Here is a 22,749-nt window from a genome sequence, read left to right as displayed (position 1 = left end):
ATTTTTTCATGTAAATAAGGATATCCTTTGTCAAGTATCTTTTCGTTTACATATTTACTTTATGTGCAGACAGGATTAATATGTTTTTTAGAAATACAAAAACTATTTCATATGGAAAAACGATTTTTATTAATTGAAAAAATTTGAAAGGAATGGGGAATTGTGAAGAAATTAGATGTGCTCTTAATGCTACTGAGCGGCCTCTTTCCAATTGCAGGACTTACAAAGCAAATCCCTCTAGAACAATCTATATATATTGGAGGGCTTTTATTTTTTACTAGTTTCGGTAGTTATTTTGCTAAAAAGATGTATTCACGTATATGCAGTTGGATAGCGTATGCGCCATTTATAACATTACTGTTAGTTATTTGGCATCAAGATATTTCAACAAGCTCAATCATAGCAAATGCGAAAATTGCTGCATGTGTCGCGTTAATTCCATGTTTATTCCGTTTTCGTACATATGGACTTACTTTGGGCTTATTCTCATTATGGGCCGCTTTACTATGGGATATAAAAGAAGTACAGTCGTTAGTCATACTTGAACGCATAACGAGTTTAATGACAAGCCATTATGTATATATATTACTATTAATTGGAGGACTTGTAATAGGAGGATTACTTGCGATGTTCATTCACCGCAAAGAGAAAGATAATAATAAAGAAAATATAAATCTACTTGGACCAAAAAAGAAACGCAAAAGATTATCATTTAAGATTCGTCTTCCAAGATTACCGAAATTAAAGATGAAACTATTTAAGTTTGGTGGGAAAGAATCTAAAAGTAAAATGCCAGAAAAAATCCATGAATATAAGTACGAAGAACCAGTTGCAACGTATGAAATGACAGAGAAAATAGATCCATACAAAGAAAATGCAGTTCAAGGTCAAACAAGGATGGAACGCCGAAGAAATAGGTATAATGCATAATGAAGTTTAATAACCCCGTAATGACTTATCTTAATATTGATAAATCATTACGGTTTTTTTATGTAATGAAATGAAGGTTGCTATTGCGGAGGGGAATAGCATATTTTATAGATAGGAACTAAAATAAGGGGAGGATAAAATGCTTATCATTACATATATATCTGCTTGCATATTATTCTTAGTTAGCTTTTTACATGTATATTGGGCTTTCGGAGGTAATTGGGGGACAAATAGTGTTATTCCAACTAAATCAGGGGAAAAGGCGTTTACACCTCGCGCCCGAATGACATTGTTCATTGCATTATTATTAAGTATGGCAGCAATAATTTTGTTGCAACAAGCAAATATTGTTCATTTTGCAGTTCCTAATGTTATTATTCAAGTCGGTTCCTGGATTTGTATGATTGTCTTTTCTATTAGAGTGATTGGTGAGTTTAACTATTTTGGTATCTTTAAACGACAAAAAGATACGCACTTTGCAAGAATGGATACCGGTTTATATATTCCACTTTGTGCATTTTTATCTTTATCTTTCCTATTAGCGATAATTTTGTGAGTGAATAATAGTAGTTTCTTTTCTCAACATATATGTAAACGTGAGAAATCTAAGAGTAAATAAAAAGGATGTAAGCGCCTTCTTGTCGAAATGTAAATTATTATGAAAGGCGGTGACACTATGAAGTATGTAAAAGTTAGTATGAATGGTGGAAGTGAACATAAATTCTCAATGACTTTAGATCGGTTTAAAGAACTTATTACTACAGAGAATGGGATATTAGAAAATAAATTAGTATGTATTGAAAATGTAATGATTAATCCTACTAATATATCTTCTGTAGTTGAAAAAATTGGTGTACCGGCTAAGTTTATGGAAGCTTAAAATGTTAGATAAAAAACATCCATTAGGGATGTTTTTTAATTTATAAATATGATAATCGTACAGTAAATATTTGAGTAGATTTTATAGCAATGACTATGCATATATTAAGTACCTGAACATGGTTCTTAATACATGCACGAAATAATAAGTACAAGCATATATTATATAGTAGGACAAGATCTTCGTGTCCTACTTAATACTCAGAAAAAACCTCTAATCACATAAGAGCATCCAATTGCAGGGTGCTCTTATTTTTTATGAAAATCTACTACGAGTCTTATTTTATAGTAGGATGCAATAATAAAGGGCTATTTTGAAATAGTGTTCTTTAGCCTTTAATGTTAAATTTATCTTTAACGTTAATAAATATTAAAAATAATATGATAGCAGAAATTAAGTTAGATAAGTAGAAATTTTGATGAAACAGTAGTTCGAAGATGACATAGAAAGTAACGAATAAGGCAATAGCAGGTAGTATGCAAATAAATATAAATCTCCAATTTTTTAAGTAATGTTTATAATTAGTAAGTACTTTCTCCATAAATATAGCTCCTATATCTTTGTTTTTATATAATTATACATTTAGATACAAAGATTTTCAAAGTAAAATACTTAGCAATTCAAAAATATAAGGAGAGCTTTTGTTGAAAATCCAGATTGCTGTAGCAATCTGGATTTGACTTTAAAGAACTATACTAAAATGATACACTATAATCTACGTTATTTTTGAAATGAATAGAGGGATTTGTGTGATAGATAAAATTAAAAATGCTGTAGAGGATATGTACGAAGATGAGGCTAAAGATTTACTTCAAAGTATTCTCATACAGTTAAACTTATTAGAAGAAAACTATAGTGAAGATACAATTAAAAATTTGATGGATATTCCGAAACAATTAACGAGTAATCCTACTTATAAAGGGAATGTAAAAGAAAGTACGCACGTACATATTGCTTTTGATGATTCAACGGCTGGTTGCTTAAAATATATGTTAAGTCAAGAAGAATTATTTGAAGAGAGTGTTGTTGCTTTTTCGGAATTCTTTTCAATTGGACCGATATATAGGTTGCATACGAATGAGGGGCAACTAGTAAGACAGAAGTGGTTAATAAATAACTTAACTGCTTATGATAGTTATTTTGAAGAAGAATATTTATCAAGATTTATAGCAACTATAGAAGAACTACATACTATTCCTGTTGAAACGCCTATTACAATTTGGAAGGCTGATAATGCACATGAACATGTAGGCCTAAGTTTTGTAATGGCACAATTAAAGGATAAGAAAAACATTCGAGTTATTAATACGTCTGAAGCAAGTAGAGAAATATTAAAACAAGAGTATGATATTCGTGGAACGGGAGAATTACCACCTGAAAGTTTAGCTCTATTCCAAAAAAGTTTTATAAAGCTACCTTATTTAACTGAAGAGAAGCGCATGAAGTTTGAAAATGAGTGGGATAGATTATCGGAAAGCATAGAATGTTTAAGAGTTTGGAAAGAAAATGAAGTGCATTCTGTACAGGAAGATTATTTTGATCAATTTATAATTGAATGCGCGAAAAGTGTGGGTGCTGATCGAGAGTTCCTTAAAGCTCCTAGAGTAATTGGTGAAGCACTTGGTCTTGTTGAACAGTTAGTTGGAGATACTTTCTTAGAATATCGCTTGAAACAATTAATTAAACAAGAAGTATTTGAATTTGAAGGTTCGTTAGATGAAATGCGTTTTTATAGTGTGAAGTTAAGGAAATAATAAACACATTCTATTTTTGAAAGGCTCGTATTTTTAATAATACGAGCTTTTTAAGTTGAATTTGGGCTATACATAAGCTTCCCAGAGAGGGCATATCACATATGAATGGTAAAGGTAATGAATGAAAAGAAGGTGATTTGTTAATATGTATAACCAACAAAATTATCCATATGATCAAGCGATGTATTATAATCCACATGACTACGGGTATGAACCTACAAATGAAGTGAGAGATATTGAACAAGAAGATTACAGACCAGATGATGCAGAAGATGCTCCAACGTCACCACCTCCGTCACAAGCGCCGTCGTTACCGTCTACATTTGCTTCTCCAGCACAACCAGGTAATATGAAATCATGGATGTGTAACTGTCTAGGAAGATGGGGCTATTTACGCTTACATCGTCCTGGTCCTTTCGGAAGAGATTTATGGTTCTTCCCGACTGAAGTGAGAAGAAATGGAGTGTCAGGTTACACGTGGCAAGGTGGTCGTCGTCGTAAAGTAAGTTATCGCTATCAACAAATTAGTAATTTTATGTGCTTCGCATAAAGAGAAGTGGGAGAGTGAAACGATTTTACTCTCTCACTTTTTTATTTTTCAATATACGAAGTAAGATTTTGATTAAAAATTTACAATTTTCACTTTTTTATTAGAGTATAATGCATATGTTGGGTTGATTTTCAAAAACAAATGAGAGTGAGGGAATACAATGTCAATGAAAAACAAAGTTGGGTTAAGCATAGAGGATGGCATTAATTTAGCTTCAGCTCAGTTTAAAGAAGATGCGTATGAAATTTATAAAGAATCGCGAAAAAAACAACCTATATTATTTGTAAACCAAGTTGAAATCGGTAAAGAATGGCTCATTACTAGATATGAAGATGCTCTGCCACTTTTAAAAGATAATCGTTTAAAAAAAGATTGGACAAATGTGTTTTCTCAAGATATAAAGAACATGTATCTTTCCGTTGATAATAGTGACCACTTAACAACACATATGCTAAATTCAGATCCACCTAACCACAGTCGTTTACGATCTTTAGTTCAAAAAGCTTTTACACCGAAGATGATTGCACAATTAGACAAAAGAATTGAGAAAATAGCAGATGATTTGATAAGTGATATAGAGCGAAAAGGTACATTAAATCTTGTGGATGATTATTCATTTCCATTACCGATTATTGTAATAAGTGAGATGCTCGGTATTCCAAAAGAAGATCAAGCGAAATTTAGAATTTGGTCTCATGCTGTTATTGCATCACCAGAAACACCTGAAGAAATAAAAGAGACCGAAAAACAACTATCTGAGTTTATTACATATCTTCAATATTTAGTTGATATTAAACGAAAAGAGCCAAAAGAAGACTTAGTGAGTGCTTTAATACTTGCAGAGAGTGAAGGGCATAAACTTAGCGCTCGGGAACTATATTCAATGATAATGCTATTAATTGTAGCAGGACACGAGACGACAGTGAATTTAATTACAAATACGGTATTAGCACTTCTTGAAAATCCAAATCAATTACAGTTATTAAAAGATAATCCAAAACTAATTGATTCGGCTATTGAGGAAGGATTGCGTTATTATTCTCCAGTTGAGGTTACAACTGCAAGATGGGCAGCGGAACCTTTTCAAATTCACGACCGAACAATCGAAAAAGGAGATATGGTTGTCATTGCCTTAGCTTCTGCAAATCGTGATGAAACTGTATTTGAAAACCCAGAAGTATTCGATATTACTCGGGAAAATAATCGTCATATTGCCTTTGGTCATGGTAGCCATTTCTGTTTAGGCGCTCCACTTGCGAGGTTAGAAGCAAAGATTGCTATTACTACTTTGTTTAATCGAATGCCTGAACTACAAATAAAAGGGAATCGTGAAGAAATTAAATGGCAAGGTAACTATTTAATGCGTTCTTTAGAGGAATTGCCTTTAACTTTCTAGAATAGTTAAAAGGAGACATGCATACATCGAAAATGATTTACATAGAGTATGTATGTGTTATTTAAATTCGAAACGGAAGGGTGAAAACATCCCAATGATCAACTAATTCTATTTGTAAGAGATCTTCGTTAAAAAACGAAATATTCTTCTGAATAGGGTTAGTCTGTACATTTATAGAAAAGGGATGTATTTCGCTCTGCGAATATATAGTCTTTTTATATGATTTGTGCTGCCTCCTGTTCAGAACATGAAATAGGAGGCTTTTTTATGTCGACAAATGTAGTAACGAAACAAAACAATGGGGTATCACAAGTATTAAAAAATCGGTTTGTTCAAGGGATTTTAGCATCAGCATTATTTTTACAAATAGGAATATGGGTTCGAAACTTTGCGGTATTACTATATGTAATGGAAATGACAAAAGGTGATGCTTTTGCTATTTCGATGATTTCAGTTGCTGAATTCGCTCCAATTTTTATTTTTTCATTTATTGGCGGTACTTTTGCTGATAGGTGGAAGCCAAGGAAGACAATGATATGGTGTGAAACGTTAAGTTCCATTTCAGTATTCGCTGTATTAATTACGCTTATGTTTGGAACGTGGAAAATTGTGTTTTTTGTGACACTCATCTCTGCAATCCTTTCACAGTTTTCACAACCATCTGGAATGAAGTTGTTTAAACAACATTTATCAACGGAACAAATTCAATTAGCAATGTCTATATATCAAACGATATTTGCAATATTTATGGTATTAGGACCAATACTAGGGACATTTATCTTTCATAGTTTTGGAATTTATATTTCAATCATCATAACAGGTATTTCGTTTTTACTTGCGGCAGTTGTATTGTTATTCCTTCCGAAAGATCTTGAAAACGACGTAGAAAAGAAGGATATCACTCTGTTGCAGGAGATGAAGGATGGTATTAAGTATGTCAAAAAGAAAAAAGCATTAACTTTGCTAGGGCTTTGTTTTATGGCTGCAGGACTAGGTATAGGATTAATTCAGCCATTAGGTATATTTATTGTGACTGAGCAGTTAGGATTATCAAAAGAGAGTTTACAGTGGCTACTAACAGTAAATGGTGCGGGAATGATTGTTGGCGGAGCATTAGCAATGGTATTTGCGAAAAACGTTGCTCCGCAAAAGATGTTAATTATCGGTATGCTTGGTCAAGCAATTGGTATTGGCATTATAGGATATTCTACAAATTTATGGGTGACACTTACAGCGCAGCTTTTTAGTGGTTTAGCTCTTCCTTGTATCCAAATTGGTATTAATACGCTTATTATTCAAAATAGCGATACCGATTTTATAGGTCGTGTAAATGGTATTTTAAGTCCGCTTTTTACCGGTTCAATGGTAGTAACGATGAGTATAGCTGGCTCATTAAAAGAGATGTTTTCATTAAGTATGATGTATGAAGGGACGGCTTTACTTTTTATAATTGGATTATTGTTTATTTTACCTATATACAATTTAAAGCCAGTAATAGCGGTAGAAAGTGAAATAAGTGGTAAAGGAAGTGCTATACAAAATGAATCCTAATCCAAATGTTAAATACCCTATTGAAGGCAATCAAAACGTTCAATTTATAAAAAATATAATAACAAAACCTAATATACTTGTTGGTGACTATTCTTATTATGATGCGAAAGATGGAGAAACATTTGAAGATCGAGTATTACATCATTATGAATTTCTTGGAGATCGCCTTACTATTGGAAAGTTTTGTTGTATTGCATCTGGAGTTAACTTTATTATGAACGGAGCCAATCATCGGATGGATGGATTTTCGGCATATCCATTTAATATATTTGGAAATGGGTGGGAGAAGTATACACCTAGTTTGTCTGATTTACCTTATAAAGGTGATACAGTTATAGGAAATGACGTTTGGATTGGTATGGATACAACAATTATGCCCGGAATAAAAATAGGGGATGGTGCAATCATTGCAGCTAAATCTGTTGTGACTAGAGACGTCGCACCATATACAATTGTTGGTGGAAACCCTGCAAATAAAATAAAAGAGAGATTTTCAAATGAAATAATTCAAGAATTATTGCAAATTCAATGGTGGCATTTTGATATTGAAAAAATAACTGGAAATATTGATGCTATTGTACGCGGAGATATTGAACCATTAAGAAAGCTAAAAAGGGAATGAAAAATGGATGACAAATAGTATCATACCTCCGAATTTTGTTAATGATAATAGAACAAGGAGGTGTGATACTATGGCACAAGACGTTTTATGTGAAGTAAACAACTGTAAATTTTGGGCGAACGGTAATAAATGTAGTGCAGAGGCAATTTACGTAGTAAGTCATAAAGGTAAACATGCATCTACAACGGAAGAAACAGATTGCAAAACATTTGATCCAGAAGTGTAAATTCTTTAAGGGTAGCCAAATCGTGGTTGCCCTTTTATTAATGATAGTATTGATAATAAATATCATTTTCATTCATTAATTTTAACTTTTTTTGTTATTTTTTCATATTTTCTTCATAAGTGATGTAATCCAACTCAATTCATGTTCAATTCGTGATTTACTAAATTCAATGACTTCAGTAATAAAGGCTGAGGTAACTTCTAGAGACTGAATAGCGGTAAGTTGACTATGTAGTACGTTTTGACGTACAGTCAAAATCTCTTTTCTAGCTTCATATTCAAGTTTTTCAAATAGCGCGATACGAACAAGAAATTCTGCATTATTTGTCGCAAGTTTTTCGGGAAACTCTCGTAACATTTCAGAAAAAATTTCTTCTCCTGTTTCTGTTATATCGTACATATTTCGGTTTGGTTTTCCAACTTGTTTATGTATTTTTTTCGTTATAGCACCCATATTTTCAAAGCGCCGAAGGGCAGGGTAAAGCATGTTGTGATTTAATTCAAAATTCTCACCTAAACGATTTTGAACATTTTTTTTGATTTCATATCCATGTTTTGGTCCGGTCGTTAATTCTGCTAGTAGTAAAATATCAACGTACATAAAAATCCCCCTTATATATTTCTCAAGTTCTCTAATGAAAAATCCCCTTTAGTATATGTTAAAATAACATATGATAGTTTATACAACTTTGAACTGCCGACCTATCACTTTTATTGTAAAAGAAAAGGGAGGAAAGAACTATGGCTTCACCTGAAAATGTTATTTTAGTTCATGAAATTTCAAAGCTGAAAACAAAAGAAGAATTATGGAATCCATATGAATGGTATCGTTTGATGAGGGATAATCACCCAGTTCATTATGATGAAGAGCAGGATGTATGGAATGTTTTTTTATATGATGATGTAAATCGTGTTTTATCAGATTATCGCTTATTTTCAAGTAGAAGGGAGCGCAGACAATTCTCAATCCCTCCTTTAGAAACTAGAATAAATATAAACTCTACAGATCCACCAGAACATCGCAATGTACGTTCCATTGTTTCTAAGGCATTTACTCCAAGAAGTTTAGAACAGTGGAAACCTCGAATACAGGCTATCGCAGATGAACTTGTACAACATATCGAAAAATGTAGTGAAGTTAATATCGTTGAACAGTTTGCTGCACCTTTACCTGTTACCGTTATTTCTGATTTATTAGGAGTCCCAACAACAGATCGTAAAAAAATTAAAGAATGGTCTGATATTTTATTTATGCCGTATAGTAAAGAAAAGTTTAATGATCTGGATGCTGAGAAAGGGATAGCATTAAATGAATTCAAAGCATACCTTCTACCGATTGTTCAGGAAAAGAGATATCATTTAACCGATGATATCATTTCTGATTTAATCCGAGCTGAATATGAAGGCGAAAGATTAACCGATGAAGAAATTGTAACCTTTTCATTAGGTTTACTAGCAGCTGGGAATGAAACCACTACAAATTTAATTATTAATAGCTTTTATTGCTTTTTAGTAGATTCACCTGGAATTTATGAAGAGTTAAGAAAAGAACCTAACTTAATTTCAAAAGCGATTGAGGAAGTATTACGCTATCGCTTTCCTGTTACATTAGCCCGGAGGATTACAGAGGATACAAATATATTTGGTTCTTTAATGAAAAAGGATCAGATGATTGTTGCGTGGGTTAGTGCAGCGAATTTAGACGAGAAAAAATTTTCACAAGCCTCTCAATTTAATGTACATCGAACAGGAAATGAAAAGCATTTAACCTTTGGGAAAGGTCCTCACTTTTGCTTAGGAGCACCACTTGCACGTTTAGAGGCTGAGATTGCATTAACTACCTTTATAAATGCTTTTGAAAAAATAGAGCTATCTCCATCTTTCTGTTTAGAAAAATGTATATTGGAAAATGAACAAACATTAAAATACTTACCTATTCGATTGAAAGCTAAATAAAAATCTTAACAAGGTGCATACATTTGCATCTTGTTTTTTGTTTCTCAATTGTGAGTTTTCGGTAATCACCTTAATATGGAATTGTATAAAACGTAGAGGAGGATTCTTATGTTGACTTGTAATGGAAGTAAATCATTTCAAAAGTTTATTAAAGGTGTTACAGATCTTATGGAAAACGATTTATTTGAAGAAGAAATAGTGTGTGGCATTGAAAAGTTACTAGAAGAACTTTTAGAAAAGAAAACATGGCTTCCGTTAGATAAACAGAAGGCCAATTTGACTCAATATGCACGACATTTATTGTATGAAGATCCGCTCAAACGTTTTGAAGTACTAGCTCTCGTATGGAAAGATGGACAATCTACACCTTTACATGATCATGACGGCACATGGGGAGTAGAAGGCGTTTTTTCAGGAAGGATTATGGTGCAGAACTTTATACAAACGAAACAACTTGGAAATTCACTTGTTTATTTAACACATACAGGAAATCTTTATTTGGGAGAAGGAGAAACAGATAAAGTAATTCCACCAGCGGATTGTCATATTCTTGAAATTAGCAAAAATGAAAGCGTTATTACGATTCATGTCTATGGAAAACGGTTAGAAAAGTTTAAAGTATATATCCCAACTGAAGAAAAAAATGTGTACATGTGTGAGACAAAATACATTAGTTATAATTCATAGTTTAAAATCCAAAGCTTTTTTAAAAAGAAAAGCTTTGGATTTTATTTTTAATTATTTCTTGACCTGAAACGCTTTTCATAAATTATAAATAAGAAGTACCTCACGAGGATTGTATGAAAACGATACCTAATAATTAATTAGAACTCGTGTATTTATAGAAAGTGGTGAAGAAATAATGAAATTAATCGCAATTGATTTAGATGGAACTCTTCTTTCGGGGAATAAAATGATAAGTAAAGAAAATGCAGAAGCAATTCGAACATGTCAAGAAGCTGGCCATGTTGTAGCAATTTGTACAGGACGTTCAATTGTTGACATTGAGCGATTATTGTTAGAAGTTGATTTAGAGTGTCCAATCATTGCGGAAAATGGTGCTCTTATATATAAAGATAAAAAAATGATGAAGAGATATCCAATTCAAAATATGCAGGCACTTGAAATTGTAGAATATCTTGAAGAGAATGGTTTATATTATCAGCTCTATACTGATAAAGGTGTGTATGTACCGGATTATGGAGTAGAGAGTGTACGTAATGAAATTGAGCATGTGAAGAATTCAAAAGAAAATTTCGACTTGAAAGAGTTAGAAACAATCGCAGCATTATATCTTGAGCATACAGCGTTTCATAGTGCGGAAAGTTGTAAACCAATTGTAGAAACAGATATACATGTGCATAAACTATTACCATTTTCTTATGAAATTGAGAAATTAAAAAAACTCAAAGAAACATTTCTTCATAATACAAATTTAGCAATTACATCTTCATATTGGCACAATTTAGAGATTAATCATCGAGATGCTCAAAAAGGGAATGGATTATATACTTTAGCAGAACATCTTAATATTCCGGTTGAAAACACTGTAGCGATAGGTGATGGGCTAAACGATGTTTCTATGATGGAAAAAGCGAACATATCAATTGCAATGGGGAATGCAGTAGAAGAAATAAAAGCAATGTGTAAATACGAAACGTTATCAAATGAAGAACATGGTGTGGCACATGCTTTATATAAATATGTAATGTAATTAAAAAAGAAAAAAGAATCCAAATGGATTCTTTTTTCTTTTTTATTAGGGGTAAGGTATTCTATGAGATTCATAGAAGCCTTATTACATTTTATTATATAGAATATATTGGAATAAATGTTTATATTTTTCATAAAAATTGTGAATATTTTATGAACTTTATACTTATTGCATGTTTATACCGCTATTAGTAACGTGTATGACTCTCAAGTGAAAATTCAGTGAATGTAAGGAGGAATTCAAGTTACTAGACAATAAGTGAGGAATCAACGAAATATATACTAATTAAAGGTATATTCAGTATATATATTCTTTTCTTATTTTAATTGAAAAATAAAATTTGTTCGAATAATTATTCTACAGCTATATACCTACACTAGCTTTCTTCGTATAATGGAGAAGTATGAATTTTAGATTTGTATTAATTTTACATATTGAGGTGAAAAAGGAATGAATTCGCGGCTAATGGAACTTATTGATGTGAGTACAATAGAAACCATGGCAGAACAATTTTATAAATTAACTAATATATCACATCAACTTCTTGATGCTGAAAAAGAATGTGTTTTTTCATTCGGAATGAATGAGATAAAAAAGAGTAAACTTCCAAAGATTGAAATCCCCATTTTCTTATACAATCAACATTTAGGATCTTTTGTTGTATGGTCCAAAAAAAGTGAAATTTTCAGTTGTCAAAAATACTTTGAAATGCTCTCAAGTTTAATTTTAGATGGCGCAATAAAAGTATTTCAAAGTAAAAGTACAACGTTGCTTTCTCGGAAAGAGGAGGAACTACATACGATTTTACAAAACATGCCTGTTATGGTCGATGCGCTTGATTATAATGGAGATTTTGTTTTGTGGAATCGAGAATGTGAAATTGTAACAGGTTATACCGCTGAAGAAATAATTGGAAATCCAAATGCACTGCAATTATTGTATCCTGATTATAATTATCGCCATCAAATACAAAAGAAATTTTTAACTTGTGGAAAAAATTTCAGAGATTGGGAAATGCACTTAACATGTAAAAATGGTGAAATCAAAACAATAATGTGGTCGAATATATCAGAACAGTTTCCTGTAACAGGATATAGTTATTGGGCTGTTGGTGTAGATATTACACATTTAAAAGCGATAGAAGAGCAGTTAAAACAACAAACATCTGAACTGGAATTAATTTTTAAAGCTTTACCAGATTTATGTTTCTTAACAGAAGATGATGGCACAATTATAGATTACAAGGCAGGATCTCCTACAAAGTTTTACGTACCCGCAGAAGCTTTTATGGGAAAAAAGTTTTACGAAGTATTACCATCTTCAGTAGCACAGCAGTTTCAGGAAGCCATTAATCAAGTGAAGGAAAAAGGAACGAATGTAATTGTAGAATATCCACTCACACTTAATGGAAGTATTGATTTCTTTGAGGCTAGGTGCTTACCATTATTACATGATAAAATTATGATTATTGTACGCGACATTACAGAGCGAAAAAAGACAGAAGAATTGCTAAATAAATCAGATACGCTTGCAGCAATTGGTCAATTAGCAGCTGGCGTGGCTCATGAAGTAAGAAATCCTTTAACTGTAATTAAAGGTTTTATACAGTTATTTCAAATTAATAAAGAAGATCAAGAAAAATATTTTGATCTTATGCTCTCTGAAATTGAAAGGATAGAAGCGATCCTGCAAGAATTTCTGGCAATTGCTAAAACAGATGAGATAAATACAGAAAAGAAAAATATTTATCAAATTTTTAAAAATGTCGTATCGTTAATGAATACAAAAGCAATTATGACAAATATTCAAGTTGAACTATTTACGGATGACAAAGATATAATTATTGAATGCTCAGAAAATCAATTGAAACAAGTATTTATTAATATTTTGCAAAATTCAATCGAAGCTATGCCAAATGGTGGGGAAATTTCAATTCACATAAAAGAAATAAATGATGATGGTGTCATCATTCATGTAATAGATGAAGGAATAGGAATACCTGAAGAAAGAATTAAGAGATTAGGTGAACCTTTTTATAGTACGAAAGAAAAAGGGACTGGTATTGGATTAATGTTAAGTTATAAAATTATTGAAAGTCATCAAGGGACAATTAGTATCATGAGCGAGGTTGGTGTCGGGACAACAGTAACTATTTACTTACCGAAAGTACTAAGTAAACAATCTCTTTCTAATTGTGACGACAAATGTATAGCAATACGCACTAGTAGTAATTCTTAAATCAATTAATACCCAATAACAAAGCGATTAGTGAAAACTAAGCTTTTTGTTATTGGGTATTTTTTATATTTAATTTAGTAAACTTTACCTTTTCTTTACCTTTGTTTTAATTTCTATTAAGTTTTAAACATTATATTAATATTTGTACAAAGCAATGTATAGAAATTGTACATTACTTTTAATATAGAAATGTGATTATTATTTGAAATATTGTAAGGAGGAGATTATGACAAGGTGAAAAAGCAAGAGAAGAAAAGTGGTAGAGTAGTACCTCTCCGGTTAAATATTTTATTCCTTTGTGTATTTTTATTATTCTCTGGCATTATTATTCAGTTAGGGAAAGTGCAAATTTTTGATGGAGAAACATATAAAAATGAATTAGAGAAGAGAGAAAATGCAACCGTGGGCCTTTCTGTACCACGTGGGAAAATATTTGATCGTGAAGGAAATCCAGTAGTTGATAATAAGTCTTTACGTACGATTACATATACAAAGGTGAAAGGTGTAAAACAAGAAGAAATATTAAAATCAGCAAGACAACTTGCAGATATTATTGAAATGCCACAAGAAGATATAGATAAGTTAACTGAGACTGATAAGAAAGACTTTTGGATGCAATTGAATCCAGAACTGGCTCAAGACTTAGTATCAAAAAAAGAAATAGATAAGTTCCGAGATAAGGATATTACCGGAAAAGAGCTAGACAAAAAAATAGAAGATTTAAAAAGGAAACGCGTTACAGATAAAAATCTTCAAGAACTAACGGCTAAAGATATAGAAGTGTTAGCTATTAAAAGTAAAATGACCTCAGGTTTTCAAATGGCACCTCAAATTATTAAAAAGGACGTTAGTGAACAGGAATATGCGGTGATTAGTGAAAATTTAGCGAACCTTCCAGGAGTAGACGCATCAGTTGATTGGGAGAGAATCTATGTAAATGATGGATTATTCCGTTCTGTCCTTGGTAACGTTTCAAATGCTGATGAAGGATTGCCACGTGAACGATTAGATTATTATTTAGTGCGTGATTATAGCCGAAATGATAGGGTCGGCAAAAGTTATATCGAACAGCAATACGAAGATGTACTTCATGGTACAAAAAAAGAAGTAAGAAGCATTGCTGATAAACAAGGAAATACTATTAGAACGGAAACGGTTTCGGAAGGAAAAAGCGGTAAAAATTTAACTTTAACAATAGATATGGAATTGCAAAAAAAAGTAGAGGAGAGCATAGAAAAAATATTAAAACAATATAAAGGATCAGAATCAATGTTAGACCGTGCTTTCGTAGTGATGATGAATCCTAAAAATGGCCAAGTATTATCAATGGCTGGGAAAAGGCTTGTAGAAAAAGACGGGAAAATGGAAGTAGAAGATTATGCTTTAGGCACGCTGACAAGTTCATATGAGCTTGGATCAACGGTTAAAGGTGCGACAGTGTTAACAGGGTTTGAAACAAATGCAATAACTCCTGGAACACATTTTTATGATGCACCTATGAAGTTTAAAGGAACTAAGGAAAAGAAGTCTTGGAAAAATTTTGGTGATATAGACGATCTAAGAGCGTTACAAGTTTCTTCAAACGTTTATATGTTTAATATAGCATTAAAAATTGCTGGCGTGGATTATGTAAAAAATAGTTCACTAGATATTAAACAAGAATATTTTGATAAAATGAGGTATTATTTCAGGCAATTTGGACTAGGTGTACAAACTGGTATTGATTTACCAAATGAAACTGCAGGGCAAATTGGAAAAAAAGATAATCAGCCTGGTTTCTTATTAGATTATTCTATTGGGCAATATGATACGTATACACCACTTCAGCTTGCACAATATATTTCGACTATCGCAAATGGAGGATATCGAATGAAACCACAAATTGTTCAAGAGATTAGAGAACAAACCGTTCAAAAAGATGAGGTTGGTAAAGTAGTACAATCAATAGAACCCGTTGTTTTAAATAGAATCGATATGAAACAAGAATATATTAATCAAGTAAAAGAAGGATTTAGAAAAGTATTTCAAGAAGGAGATGGAACAGGAGTAAGAGCGTTCCAAAAAGCACCATATAAACCAGCTGGTAAAACAGGGACCGCACAAACTGTATATGGTGGAGAAAATGCAATTGGGCGAAATGCGAAAGGCGATCGTAGAGAATGTTATAACTTAACATTAGCTGGATATGCGCCATATGATGATCCAGAAGTAGCATTTTCTGTTGTAGTACCGTGGGTTGAAAATGATAAATCGGGCATTAACTCCGATATTGGAAAAGAAGTTTTAGATGCTTATTTTGATTTGAAAAATAAGCGGTTAACTGGTGAAGCGCCAAAAACAGATGCCTCTAAAGAGAATTAAAATGTACGAAACGTCTCTAGCATTCCTGTAAACTAGAGGCGTTTTTATCTGGGGATAGATTAGAAATGAGGTATATATGAAGCTGTTTATTCTAAAATATTGGAGGAACATATGTAGCTACATATTAATTATAATAGGGGTTATTTTTATTAATAAGTCCTTTTTATTTTGTATGGTAGAAGGAATTTCGATGCAACCTACTTTGAATGAAAAAGATTATATACTTGTTAATAAGGTAAATGTCTGTTTATCGTCTTTTCATCATGGAGATGTTGTCATTATAAAAAAAGAAGACGAGCCTACTTACTATGTGAAACGAATTATTGGATTATCGGGGGATAAAATACAACTAAAAAAGGATGAGGTATTTATTAACGGTAAAAAGCGTGATGAGTCGTATATACATTTAGATATGTCACAAGTATCCAATCGTTTTTCAAATTTTAGAGAAATAAAAGTTCCTACGCATAAATTATTTGTGTTAGGTGATAATCGTAATCATAGTAAAGATAGTAGGAATACACTTGGACTTATTGATGAGTCAAATATAATAGGTAAAAGAAATGGTATTTTATCCATTTGATCATATAAAATGGATAAAATAATTCTATTAACTATTCACGTTTTATAAAATCAATCATATATTAATAGCATAGGACAAGCAGAAAAGCTTGTTCTAACCTCACAGAACACTCCTTATCAAGGTTAGGCATCTACATAGGTAGATGCTTTTTTTATGTTGATGACTGAAAATTATTTATCAATATAATGTAGCAAGCATATTAGGACTATTAGGGGAAGATTACTTGTACAAATAACAGTATGCTTAATTAAAACAATGAAATGTAAGGAGTGAGGAATAAGTGCTAAATATTTTAGTGGTTAATTTTCCAGCAGAGGGACATGTAAACCCTACATTAAATTTAGTAAAAGCTTTTACTAAACGAGGGGATAACGTACATTATATTACAACGGCAAACTTTAAGGATAGAATTGAAGATTTAGGAGCTACTGTACATATTCATCCGGATCTATTAAAAGAGATTTCTATTGATGCTGAAACCTCATCTGGGTTAAATGCTTTCTTTCATGTGCATGTTCAAACTTCTTTATATATATTAGAAATTACGAAACAATTATGTGAAAGTATAAATTTTGATTTCGTAATTTATGATATATTTGGCGCAGGAGAGTTAGTAAAGGAGTATTTACAAGTTCCAGGTGTAGTGTCCTCACCTATATTTTTAATTCCGCCAGAATTTTTGAAGACATTACCTTTTCATCCAAATGCAGATATGCCATTCCAACCAGAGGAAATCTCTGAAAAATTACTAAATCAGATGGAACATAAATTTGGAGTAAAACCAAAGAATAATCTTCAATTTATGAATAATAAGGGTGATGTTTGTCTCGTATACACAAGTCGCTATTTCCAACCTAATAACGAATCGTTCGGAGAAAATAACATTTTTATTGGACCGAGTATTTCAAAGCGTAAAACAAATATAAAGTTTCCACTGGAATCACTTAAAGAAAAGAAAGTTATTTATATTTCAATGGGAACACTGCTTGAAGGACTCGAACCATTCTTTAATACTTGTATTGATACTTTTTCAGATTTTGATGGGATAGTTGTAATGGCAATTGGTGATAGAAATGATATTTCTAAAATTAAGAAAGCACCAGATAATTTTATAATTGCTCCATACGTACCTCAATCAGAAATATTAAATGAAGCAGATGTTTTTATTACACATGGCGGTATGAATAGCGTACACGATGCCATTCATTATAATGTCCCATTTGTAATAATACCGCATGATAAAGACCAGCCAATGATAGCGCAAAGATTAACTGAGCTTGAAGCGGCACATAGACTATTGAAAGAACATGTTAATGTGCACACTTTAAAAGAGGCCGTAACAGATGTTCTTTCAAATGAAAAGTATAAACATGGTATAAGAAAACTTAATGATAGCTTTTTAGAATGTGGTGGTTCAAAAGAAGCAATTGCAGTTATTGAATCTCTTTTAAATAAAGTAAAACTTTAATCGGTAGGGATTTTACTACCCATAAATAGCGGGATAAATAGTCGTAACTGTATACAAGCATAGAGGTTCTCACCTTTATGCTTGTATATTCTTATCCAGCAAATTGCACAGCAGTATTTGCGTGTAAAAAAGCAGTATCAAAAACGGGAACAGTAAGATCATTTTGGGAGATAAGTAAAGGTATTTCAGTACAGCCTAATAATATACCTTCAGCGCCGTTTTGAATTAATGATTTTGTAATTTGTAATAACTTTTCTTTAGATGTTTCTGAAATGATCCCTCTACTTAATTCATCTAATATGACATGGTGGATAAAGGTTCTTTCCTCTTCATTTGGGATAATTGTCTCAATGTTATATTTCGCTAATCGTGATTTATAGAAATCTTGCTCCATCGTTTGTTTTGTTCCTAATAGTCCGATACGTTTTATACTCTGTTCTACCATTTCTTTAGCACTTACATCACCAATGTGAAGAAGCGGGATAGATATTGCTTGTTCTACTTCCTCGGCAAATAGATGTACGGTATTTGAACACATTAATAAACATTCAGCCCCAGATTTTTCAACTTTCTTTGCAACTGTAACTAGTTCATTTTTCACTTCTTCATATTGATGGTTTTGTAATAAAGTAGTTACTTCACCAAAGTCCATACTATATAAAACTAACTTTGCATTTTGATCGTATTGAGAGAGTGTAAGTGTATTAATATGTTTATAGTATAATGATGTAGATTCCCAACTTAATCCTCCAATCAAACCAATAACTTTCATAATGCATTCCTCCCGAAACGATTTTGAATTTATTATTTCATAATTCCGATAAGAATACAATGATTTAAATGATCTATTTAACAAAAAAATAAAAATAGTAAGAAAAGTGTTGAAATTTGCATTCTTTAGTGCCATAATACGAATTACAAATTAATACTTATCCAGAGAGGTGGAGGGAACGGCCCTAAGAAACCTCAGCAACCCCTATGCAATTTTATAGGAAGGTGCTAATTCCGCAGAGGACACGATGTGTTTTTTGAAAGATAAGAGGATTCTTGAATGTGAAAGAAAATGACCTCTTATGTAAGAGGTCATTTTTTTGTTGTATAGAAAGGGAGTGTCGATGCATAATTCATTTTTAAATTAAATATAGAGTAATAAAAGTTGACTAATATGAGAGGGGAATTGTCATGAACAAATTATCAACAAAGTTAGTAGTAGCAATCGGTATTGGAGCAGCATTATACGGGATATTAGGACTTTGGGGATTTTCTATTGCACCGAATACATTTATTAAACCAGCATTAGCTATATTAACTGTTTTTGGAGCATTATTTGGTCCAGTGGCAGGACTGTTAATCGGACTTATCGGTCATACCGTAACAGATACGATTGCTGGCTGGGGTATTTGGTGGGGCTGGGTTATTAGTTCAGGTATTATTGGTTTTTCAATGGGGCTTATTCAAAAAAGAGTTGGTTTTAGTGTGAAAAACGGGTCATTTAACAAGGGGGATATTTCTTATTTAGCAATTACTGGGCTAGTTGGTATTGTCATTGCTATTATATTTGCTGGGGCATTCGATATTATTGTGATGGGAGAACCATTTGACAAAATTGTTATACAAGTATTAGGAGCAACAATTTCCGATGTCATCGTTTTCTTAGTACTTGGATTGCCACTTACAATTGGTTTGGCGAAATCCAATAAGAAACATACACATTTAAAAATTGAAAAGTAGGGATGTTAACATGCAACCAATTATTTCGTTTGAACAATTCACCTTTCAATATGGGCATGCTGTGCAGCCTACTTTAAGTGATATTACCTTTCATATATACCCTGGGGAAAAAGTGCTAATTGCTGGACGAAGTGGCTCAGGAAAGTCGACATTAGCTCATTGTATAAATGGGCTAATCCCATTTTCTTACGAAGGGAATAGTACAGGTAACGTTTTAATTGCCGGTAAAGATCCGAGGGAAGGAAGTATTTTTGAACAAAGTAAACAGGTAGGAACAATTTTGCAAGATCAAGATGCTCAATTTATTGGTCTGACAGTAGAGGAAGATGTAGCTTTTTATTTAGAAAATGAATGTGTAAAGCAAGATGACATGAAAAAGATTGTTTCGGACTCATTAAGAAAGGTGAAGATGCATACGTTTCATAAACAAAGTCCACATGAATTATCAGGAGGTCAAAAGCAAACAGTTTCTCTAGCGGGTTTATTAACAACAAATGCGGATATATTATTGTTCGATGAACCGTTAGCTAATTTAGATCCACTAAGCGCCTTACATACGATAAAACTTATGAAAGATATACATGAACAATATAATAAAACGATTGTTATTATCGAACATAGAATAGAAGAAATTTTAAACCTGGATTTAGACAAAGTTATATTAATTGATGAAGGTAAAGTCATTGCGATAGGAACACCAAAAGAAATCTTAGCGTCAAATATATTACCACGTATCGGCTTAAGAGAGCCTATTTACATCGAAGCATTAAAGAGATTACATTTTGATAGTAATAATGACGTAATATATCCAATGGAAAACCTTCAAAAAGAAAAGGTAAGCAACGTTATAAAAGAGTGGATGGAGAAACAAGTCATATTAAAAGGGAATACTAAAAACAAGGAATTACTTAAAGTGGAGAATTTATCATTTTCATACTCTAATAAACAAAAAGTATTAGAAAATGTAAACCTTTCAATATATGAAGGAGAAATTGTGGCACTGTTAGGACATAATGGAGCAGGGAAATCAACATTAGCTCATAGTCTTATAGGCATAAACAAAATGAAAAATGGGAAAATCTTGTTAAAAGGTGAAGATATTAGTTCTTGGTCTATTCGTAAACGTGGGGAAATCATATCTTACGTGATGCAAAATCCAAATCATATGATTACACAGCCTACTGTTTTTGAAGAAGTTTCATTTACATTAACATTACATAATTTTTCTAAGGAAGAAATTAAGAATAGAGTAGAAGGAACTTTAAAAATTTGTGGTTTATATCCATTTCGTAATTGGCCAATTCAAGCACTAAGCTATGGGCAAAAAAAGAGATTAACAATCGCATCTGTATTAACAACAAATCCTAAACTTATCATATTAGATGAACCGACAGCGGGACAAGATTATTATCACTATAAACAATTTATGTCTTTTATTAAAAACCTAGCTAAAAAGGGAATTTCATTTGTTTTTATCACTCACGATATGAATCTCGCGCTAGAATATACAGACCGTGCAGTAGTTCTACATGAAGGGAAAATTATTGCGGATAATACAGTGTTTGATGTATTAGGCGATCAAGAAACGTTACAAAGAGCCAACTTAAGAGAGAGTTCTTTAACCAAGCTTGTTAAATTTAGTGGGATTGCATGTCCAGAAAAATTTATGGAGCTTTATTTAGACAGTAATAGGAGGGAGGAAGGTGCATAGTACATATTTTCATCGTATGGATGGGATAGTGAAATTGTTTTTATTTATTTTTTGTATGACGCTTACTTTTTTGTTTTTTGATTTTCGGGTGTTGCTAATATTATTTATTATTGGGTGTATCGGGCTCAGCATTGCTAAAATTCCATTTCGTAAAATTTTAATTGTTTTTAGTGTCATATTTACATTTAGTTTATTAAACTCTGTCATGATTTTATTGATTACACCAACTCATGGATCTGAATTAACTGAATCATATACCGCGTTTTTACATGTTGGATATGCAACGATTACATATGAAACATTATTTTATGCAGCTACACTTTCATTAAAGTATTTTACGTTATTACCATTTACACTTCTTTTTATTTACACGACAGATCCAAGCGAATTTGTAAGTAGCTTAAGTAAACTTGGTATTCATTATAAGATTACTTATGCAATAAATATTGCACTACGTTATATTCCTGACATCCAGTCTGAGTATAAAATTATTAAACACGCGCAAGAAGCGAGAGGAGTGGCTTTTGAAAAAGGAGAAGCAAGTTTATGGGTTCGTATGAAGAACCGTGTTTTAATTTTCTGGCCACTAATCATTCATTCTCTAGAAAGAATAGATACGGTTTCAAATGCAATGGATTTAAGAGGATTTGGAAAGAAGGATAAACGTACATGGTTTTATACAAGTAAGGCGAAACGTGAAGATTTCATCGCTTTATTTGCCGGTATTTTCATATTTATTGTTGCGGTATATTTAAAATTAAACGTATTTCAAAACTTTTGGTATCCATTTTAAAGCACTCTTTAAACGAGTGCTTTTACTTATTTTTATGTAGACATGCTCAAAAAAGGGATATATACATAATGTATAATACGAACCAGTTAAAATGATCAACTACCTATTAGTTTTCAAACCAAAAGGAGGAGAAAATATGAGTTACGGTGGTTCTTGTGGTTTTGGTGGAGGTTTTGTGCGCCCATAAGGGGGCAAGGAAAAACGGTGATTGCAAGCTGTTAGGTCAACCCTAAAAGACCTAGTATCACTTGGCTAACCTTGGAGGGAAACTGAAAGGGGACAACAG

Annotated in this window: 21 protein-coding genes, 1 pseudogene and 1 riboswitch; of the genes and pseudogenes, 19 read left to right on the top strand and 3 right to left on the bottom strand. The window is 32.2% G+C overall.

What is annotated here, in order from left to right; translation table 11 throughout:
- Positions 1–162 precede the first annotated feature (162 nt).
- From ACS2CR_RS20690 to ACS2CR_RS20680, 3 genes are all read left to right on the top strand, one after another.
- Positions 163–930 (top strand): DUF3959 family protein, encoded by a 768-nt coding sequence (locus ACS2CR_RS20690; protein WP_000732183.1) that lies wholly within the window; start codon positions 163–165, stop codon positions 928–930.
- 139 nt (positions 931–1,069) lie between these two features.
- The gene (locus ACS2CR_RS20685; RefSeq protein ID WP_000905575.1) at positions 1,070–1,486 is read left to right on the top strand and encodes a DUF3995 domain-containing protein; all 417 of its coding nucleotides are present in this window, start codon (positions 1,070–1,072) and stop codon (positions 1,484–1,486) included.
- 120 nt (positions 1,487–1,606) lie between these two features.
- Complete coding sequence (locus tag ACS2CR_RS20680; RefSeq protein WP_000878372.1) at positions 1,607–1,810, top strand: hypothetical protein; 204 nt, start codon at positions 1,607–1,609, stop codon at positions 1,808–1,810.
- Positions 1,811–2,138: 328 nt separating this feature from the next.
- Here ACS2CR_RS20680 and ACS2CR_RS20675 read toward each other — a convergent pair whose 3' ends face one another.
- Positions 2,139–2,351, bottom strand: coding sequence for a hypothetical protein (locus ACS2CR_RS20675; RefSeq protein WP_000416828.1), 213 nt, complete (start codon positions 2,349–2,351; stop codon positions 2,139–2,141).
- 208 nt (positions 2,352–2,559) lie between these two features.
- Between ACS2CR_RS20675 and ACS2CR_RS20670 the strand changes: the two genes are divergently transcribed.
- The 6 genes from ACS2CR_RS20670 (at position 2,560) to ACS2CR_RS20645 (ending at position 7,909) form a co-directional block, all read left to right on the top strand.
- Positions 2,560–3,564 carry a DUF1835 domain-containing protein gene (locus ACS2CR_RS20670; RefSeq protein WP_000565679.1) on the top strand — a complete coding sequence of 335 codons (1,005 nt, stop codon included), beginning with the start codon at positions 2,560–2,562 and terminating at the stop codon, positions 3,562–3,564.
- A 145-nt stretch (positions 3,565–3,709) separates the two neighbouring features.
- Positions 3,710–4,114, top strand: coding sequence for a hypothetical protein (locus ACS2CR_RS20665; protein WP_000282680.1), 405 nt, complete (start codon positions 3,710–3,712; stop codon positions 4,112–4,114).
- Between the two features lie 160 nt (positions 4,115–4,274).
- Complete coding sequence (locus ACS2CR_RS20660) at positions 4,275–5,510, top strand: cytochrome P450 family protein (RefSeq protein ID WP_000062125.1); 1,236 nt, start codon at positions 4,275–4,277, stop codon at positions 5,508–5,510.
- 267 nt (positions 5,511–5,777) lie between these two features.
- Positions 5,778–7,061 carry an MFS transporter gene (locus ACS2CR_RS20655; protein WP_016110061.1) on the top strand — a complete coding sequence of 428 codons (1,284 nt, stop codon included), beginning with the start codon at positions 5,778–5,780 and terminating at the stop codon, positions 7,059–7,061.
- The gene (locus ACS2CR_RS20650) at positions 7,051–7,683 is read left to right on the top strand and encodes a Vat family streptogramin A O-acetyltransferase (protein ID WP_001069249.1); all 633 of its coding nucleotides are present in this window, start codon (positions 7,051–7,053) and stop codon (positions 7,681–7,683) included. Before ACS2CR_RS20655 ends, ACS2CR_RS20650 begins: the two co-directional genes overlap by 11 nt.
- 70 nt (positions 7,684–7,753) lie before the next feature.
- The gene (locus ACS2CR_RS20645; protein WP_000046095.1) at positions 7,754–7,909 is read left to right on the top strand and encodes a DUF1540 domain-containing protein; all 156 of its coding nucleotides are present in this window, start codon (positions 7,754–7,756) and stop codon (positions 7,907–7,909) included.
- Positions 7,910–8,011: 102 nt separating this feature from the next.
- Here the strand turns inward: ACS2CR_RS20645 and ACS2CR_RS20640 are convergent, their stop codons facing one another.
- Positions 8,012–8,509 (bottom strand): PadR family transcriptional regulator, encoded by a 498-nt coding sequence (locus tag ACS2CR_RS20640; protein ID WP_000289122.1) that lies wholly within the window; start codon positions 8,507–8,509, stop codon positions 8,012–8,014.
- A gap of 140 nt (positions 8,510–8,649) precedes the next feature.
- Here ACS2CR_RS20640 and ACS2CR_RS20635 point away from each other — a divergent pair, with 140 nt between their 5' ends.
- From ACS2CR_RS20635 to ACS2CR_RS20605, 7 genes and pseudogenes are all read left to right on the top strand, one after another.
- Positions 8,650–9,864, top strand: coding sequence for a cytochrome P450 (locus ACS2CR_RS20635; protein WP_000168014.1), 1,215 nt, complete (start codon positions 8,650–8,652; stop codon positions 9,862–9,864).
- A 108-nt stretch (positions 9,865–9,972) separates the two neighbouring features.
- Entirely contained in the window at positions 9,973–10,551 is a 579-nt protein-coding gene (locus ACS2CR_RS20630; RefSeq protein ID WP_053513663.1) for a cysteine dioxygenase family protein, read from the top strand.
- A 175-nt stretch (positions 10,552–10,726) separates the two neighbouring features.
- A complete protein-coding gene (locus tag ACS2CR_RS20625) occupies positions 10,727–11,578 on the top strand; it encodes a Cof-type HAD-IIB family hydrolase (RefSeq protein WP_053513665.1) in 852 nt (283 codons plus the stop codon).
- Between the two features lie 450 nt (positions 11,579–12,028).
- Positions 12,029–13,816, top strand: a complete 1,788-nt coding sequence (locus ACS2CR_RS20620; protein WP_016110062.1) for a PAS domain-containing sensor histidine kinase — start codon at positions 12,029–12,031, stop codon at positions 13,814–13,816.
- Between the two features lie 234 nt (positions 13,817–14,050).
- Positions 14,051–16,177, top strand: a complete 2,127-nt coding sequence (locus ACS2CR_RS20615) for a peptidoglycan D,D-transpeptidase FtsI family protein (RefSeq protein ID WP_000743767.1) — start codon at positions 14,051–14,053, stop codon at positions 16,175–16,177.
- A gap of 76 nt (positions 16,178–16,253) precedes the next feature.
- A pseudogene (lepB, locus tag ACS2CR_RS20610) lies at positions 16,254–16,782 on the top strand (signal peptidase I).
- Positions 16,783–17,040: 258 nt separating this feature from the next.
- On the top strand, positions 17,041–18,228 hold the full coding sequence (locus tag ACS2CR_RS20605) for a macrolide family glycosyltransferase (RefSeq protein WP_000932165.1): 1,188 nt from the start codon (positions 17,041–17,043) through the stop codon (positions 18,226–18,228).
- A 91-nt stretch (positions 18,229–18,319) separates the two neighbouring features.
- On the opposite strand, the gene ACS2CR_RS20600 is transcribed toward ACS2CR_RS20605, so the two are convergent.
- Entirely contained in the window at positions 18,320–19,000 is a 681-nt protein-coding gene (locus ACS2CR_RS20600) for an aspartate/glutamate racemase family protein (protein ID WP_000864399.1), read from the bottom strand.
- Between the two features lie 154 nt (positions 19,001–19,154).
- Positions 19,155–19,270, top strand: a riboswitch (SAM riboswitch).
- A gap of 140 nt (positions 19,271–19,410) precedes the next feature.
- Here ACS2CR_RS20600 and ACS2CR_RS20595 point away from each other — a divergent pair.
- Genes ACS2CR_RS20595 through ACS2CR_RS20585 form a run of 3 tightly spaced genes read left to right on the top strand, consistent with a single transcriptional unit; the run spans position 19,411 to position 22,463 of the window.
- Entirely contained in the window at positions 19,411–19,959 is a 549-nt protein-coding gene (locus tag ACS2CR_RS20595; protein WP_001038210.1) for an ECF-type riboflavin transporter substrate-binding protein, read from the top strand.
- A 10-nt stretch (positions 19,960–19,969) separates the two neighbouring features.
- Positions 19,970–21,670: an ABC transporter ATP-binding protein gene (locus ACS2CR_RS20590; protein ID WP_053513675.1), complete on the top strand. Its 1,701-nt coding sequence runs from the start codon at positions 19,970–19,972 to the stop codon at positions 21,668–21,670.
- Positions 21,663–22,463 carry an energy-coupling factor transporter transmembrane component T family protein gene (locus ACS2CR_RS20585; protein ID WP_000556363.1) on the top strand — a complete coding sequence of 267 codons (801 nt, stop codon included), beginning with the start codon at positions 21,663–21,665 and terminating at the stop codon, positions 22,461–22,463. The genes ACS2CR_RS20590 and ACS2CR_RS20585 overlap by 8 nt, the downstream gene beginning before the upstream one ends.
- Positions 22,464–22,749: the final 286 nt, after the last annotated feature.

Origin of the sequence: Bacillus cereus group sp. BceL291, from assembly GCF_051776705.1 — a bacterium.
Classification (GTDB): Bacteria; Bacillota; Bacilli; order Bacillales; family Bacillaceae_G; genus Bacillus_A; species Bacillus_A cereus.
Note: the sequence above shows the minus strand (reverse complement) of the source record. Positions and strands in the feature narration are given on the sequence as shown.

Excerpts from the sequence above, each read along its gene's own strand:
- ACS2CR_RS20645 (WP_000046095.1), top strand. The coding sequence starts at position 7,754 with ATGGCACAAGACGTTTTATGTGAAGTAAACAACTGTAAATTTTGGGCG.
- ACS2CR_RS20625 (WP_053513665.1), top strand. The coding sequence starts at position 10,727 with ATGAAATTAATCGCAATTGATTTAGATGGAACTCTTCTTTCGGGGAAT.
- ACS2CR_RS20630 (WP_053513663.1), top strand. The coding sequence starts at position 9,973 with ATGTTGACTTGTAATGGAAGTAAATCATTTCAAAAGTTTATTAAAGGT.
- ACS2CR_RS20680 (WP_000878372.1), top strand. The coding sequence starts at position 1,607 with ATGAAGTATGTAAAAGTTAGTATGAATGGTGGAAGTGAACATAAATTC.
- ACS2CR_RS20590 (WP_053513675.1), top strand. The coding sequence starts at position 19,970 with ATGCAACCAATTATTTCGTTTGAACAATTCACCTTTCAATATGGGCAT.
- ACS2CR_RS20655 (WP_016110061.1), top strand. The coding sequence starts at position 5,778 with ATGTCGACAAATGTAGTAACGAAACAAAACAATGGGGTATCACAAGTA.
- ACS2CR_RS20595 (WP_001038210.1), top strand. The coding sequence starts at position 19,411 with ATGAACAAATTATCAACAAAGTTAGTAGTAGCAATCGGTATTGGAGCA.
- ACS2CR_RS20620 (WP_016110062.1), top strand. The coding sequence starts at position 12,029 with ATGAATTCGCGGCTAATGGAACTTATTGATGTGAGTACAATAGAAACC.
- ACS2CR_RS20635 (WP_000168014.1), top strand. The coding sequence starts at position 8,650 with ATGGCTTCACCTGAAAATGTTATTTTAGTTCATGAAATTTCAAAGCTG.
- ACS2CR_RS20665 (WP_000282680.1), top strand. The coding sequence starts at position 3,710 with ATGTATAACCAACAAAATTATCCATATGATCAAGCGATGTATTATAAT.
- ACS2CR_RS20685 (WP_000905575.1), top strand. The coding sequence starts at position 1,070 with ATGCTTATCATTACATATATATCTGCTTGCATATTATTCTTAGTTAGC.
- ACS2CR_RS20640 (WP_000289122.1), bottom strand. The coding sequence starts at position 8,509 with ATGTACGTTGATATTTTACTACTAGCAGAATTAACGACCGGACCAAAA.
- ACS2CR_RS20675 (WP_000416828.1), bottom strand. The coding sequence starts at position 2,351 with ATGGAGAAAGTACTTACTAATTATAAACATTACTTAAAAAATTGGAGA.
- ACS2CR_RS20660 (WP_000062125.1), top strand. The coding sequence starts at position 4,275 with ATGTCAATGAAAAACAAAGTTGGGTTAAGCATAGAGGATGGCATTAAT.
- ACS2CR_RS20650 (WP_001069249.1), top strand. The coding sequence starts at position 7,051 with ATGAATCCTAATCCAAATGTTAAATACCCTATTGAAGGCAATCAAAAC.
- ACS2CR_RS20600 (WP_000864399.1), bottom strand. The coding sequence starts at position 19,000 with ATGAAAGTTATTGGTTTGATTGGAGGATTAAGTTGGGAATCTACATCA.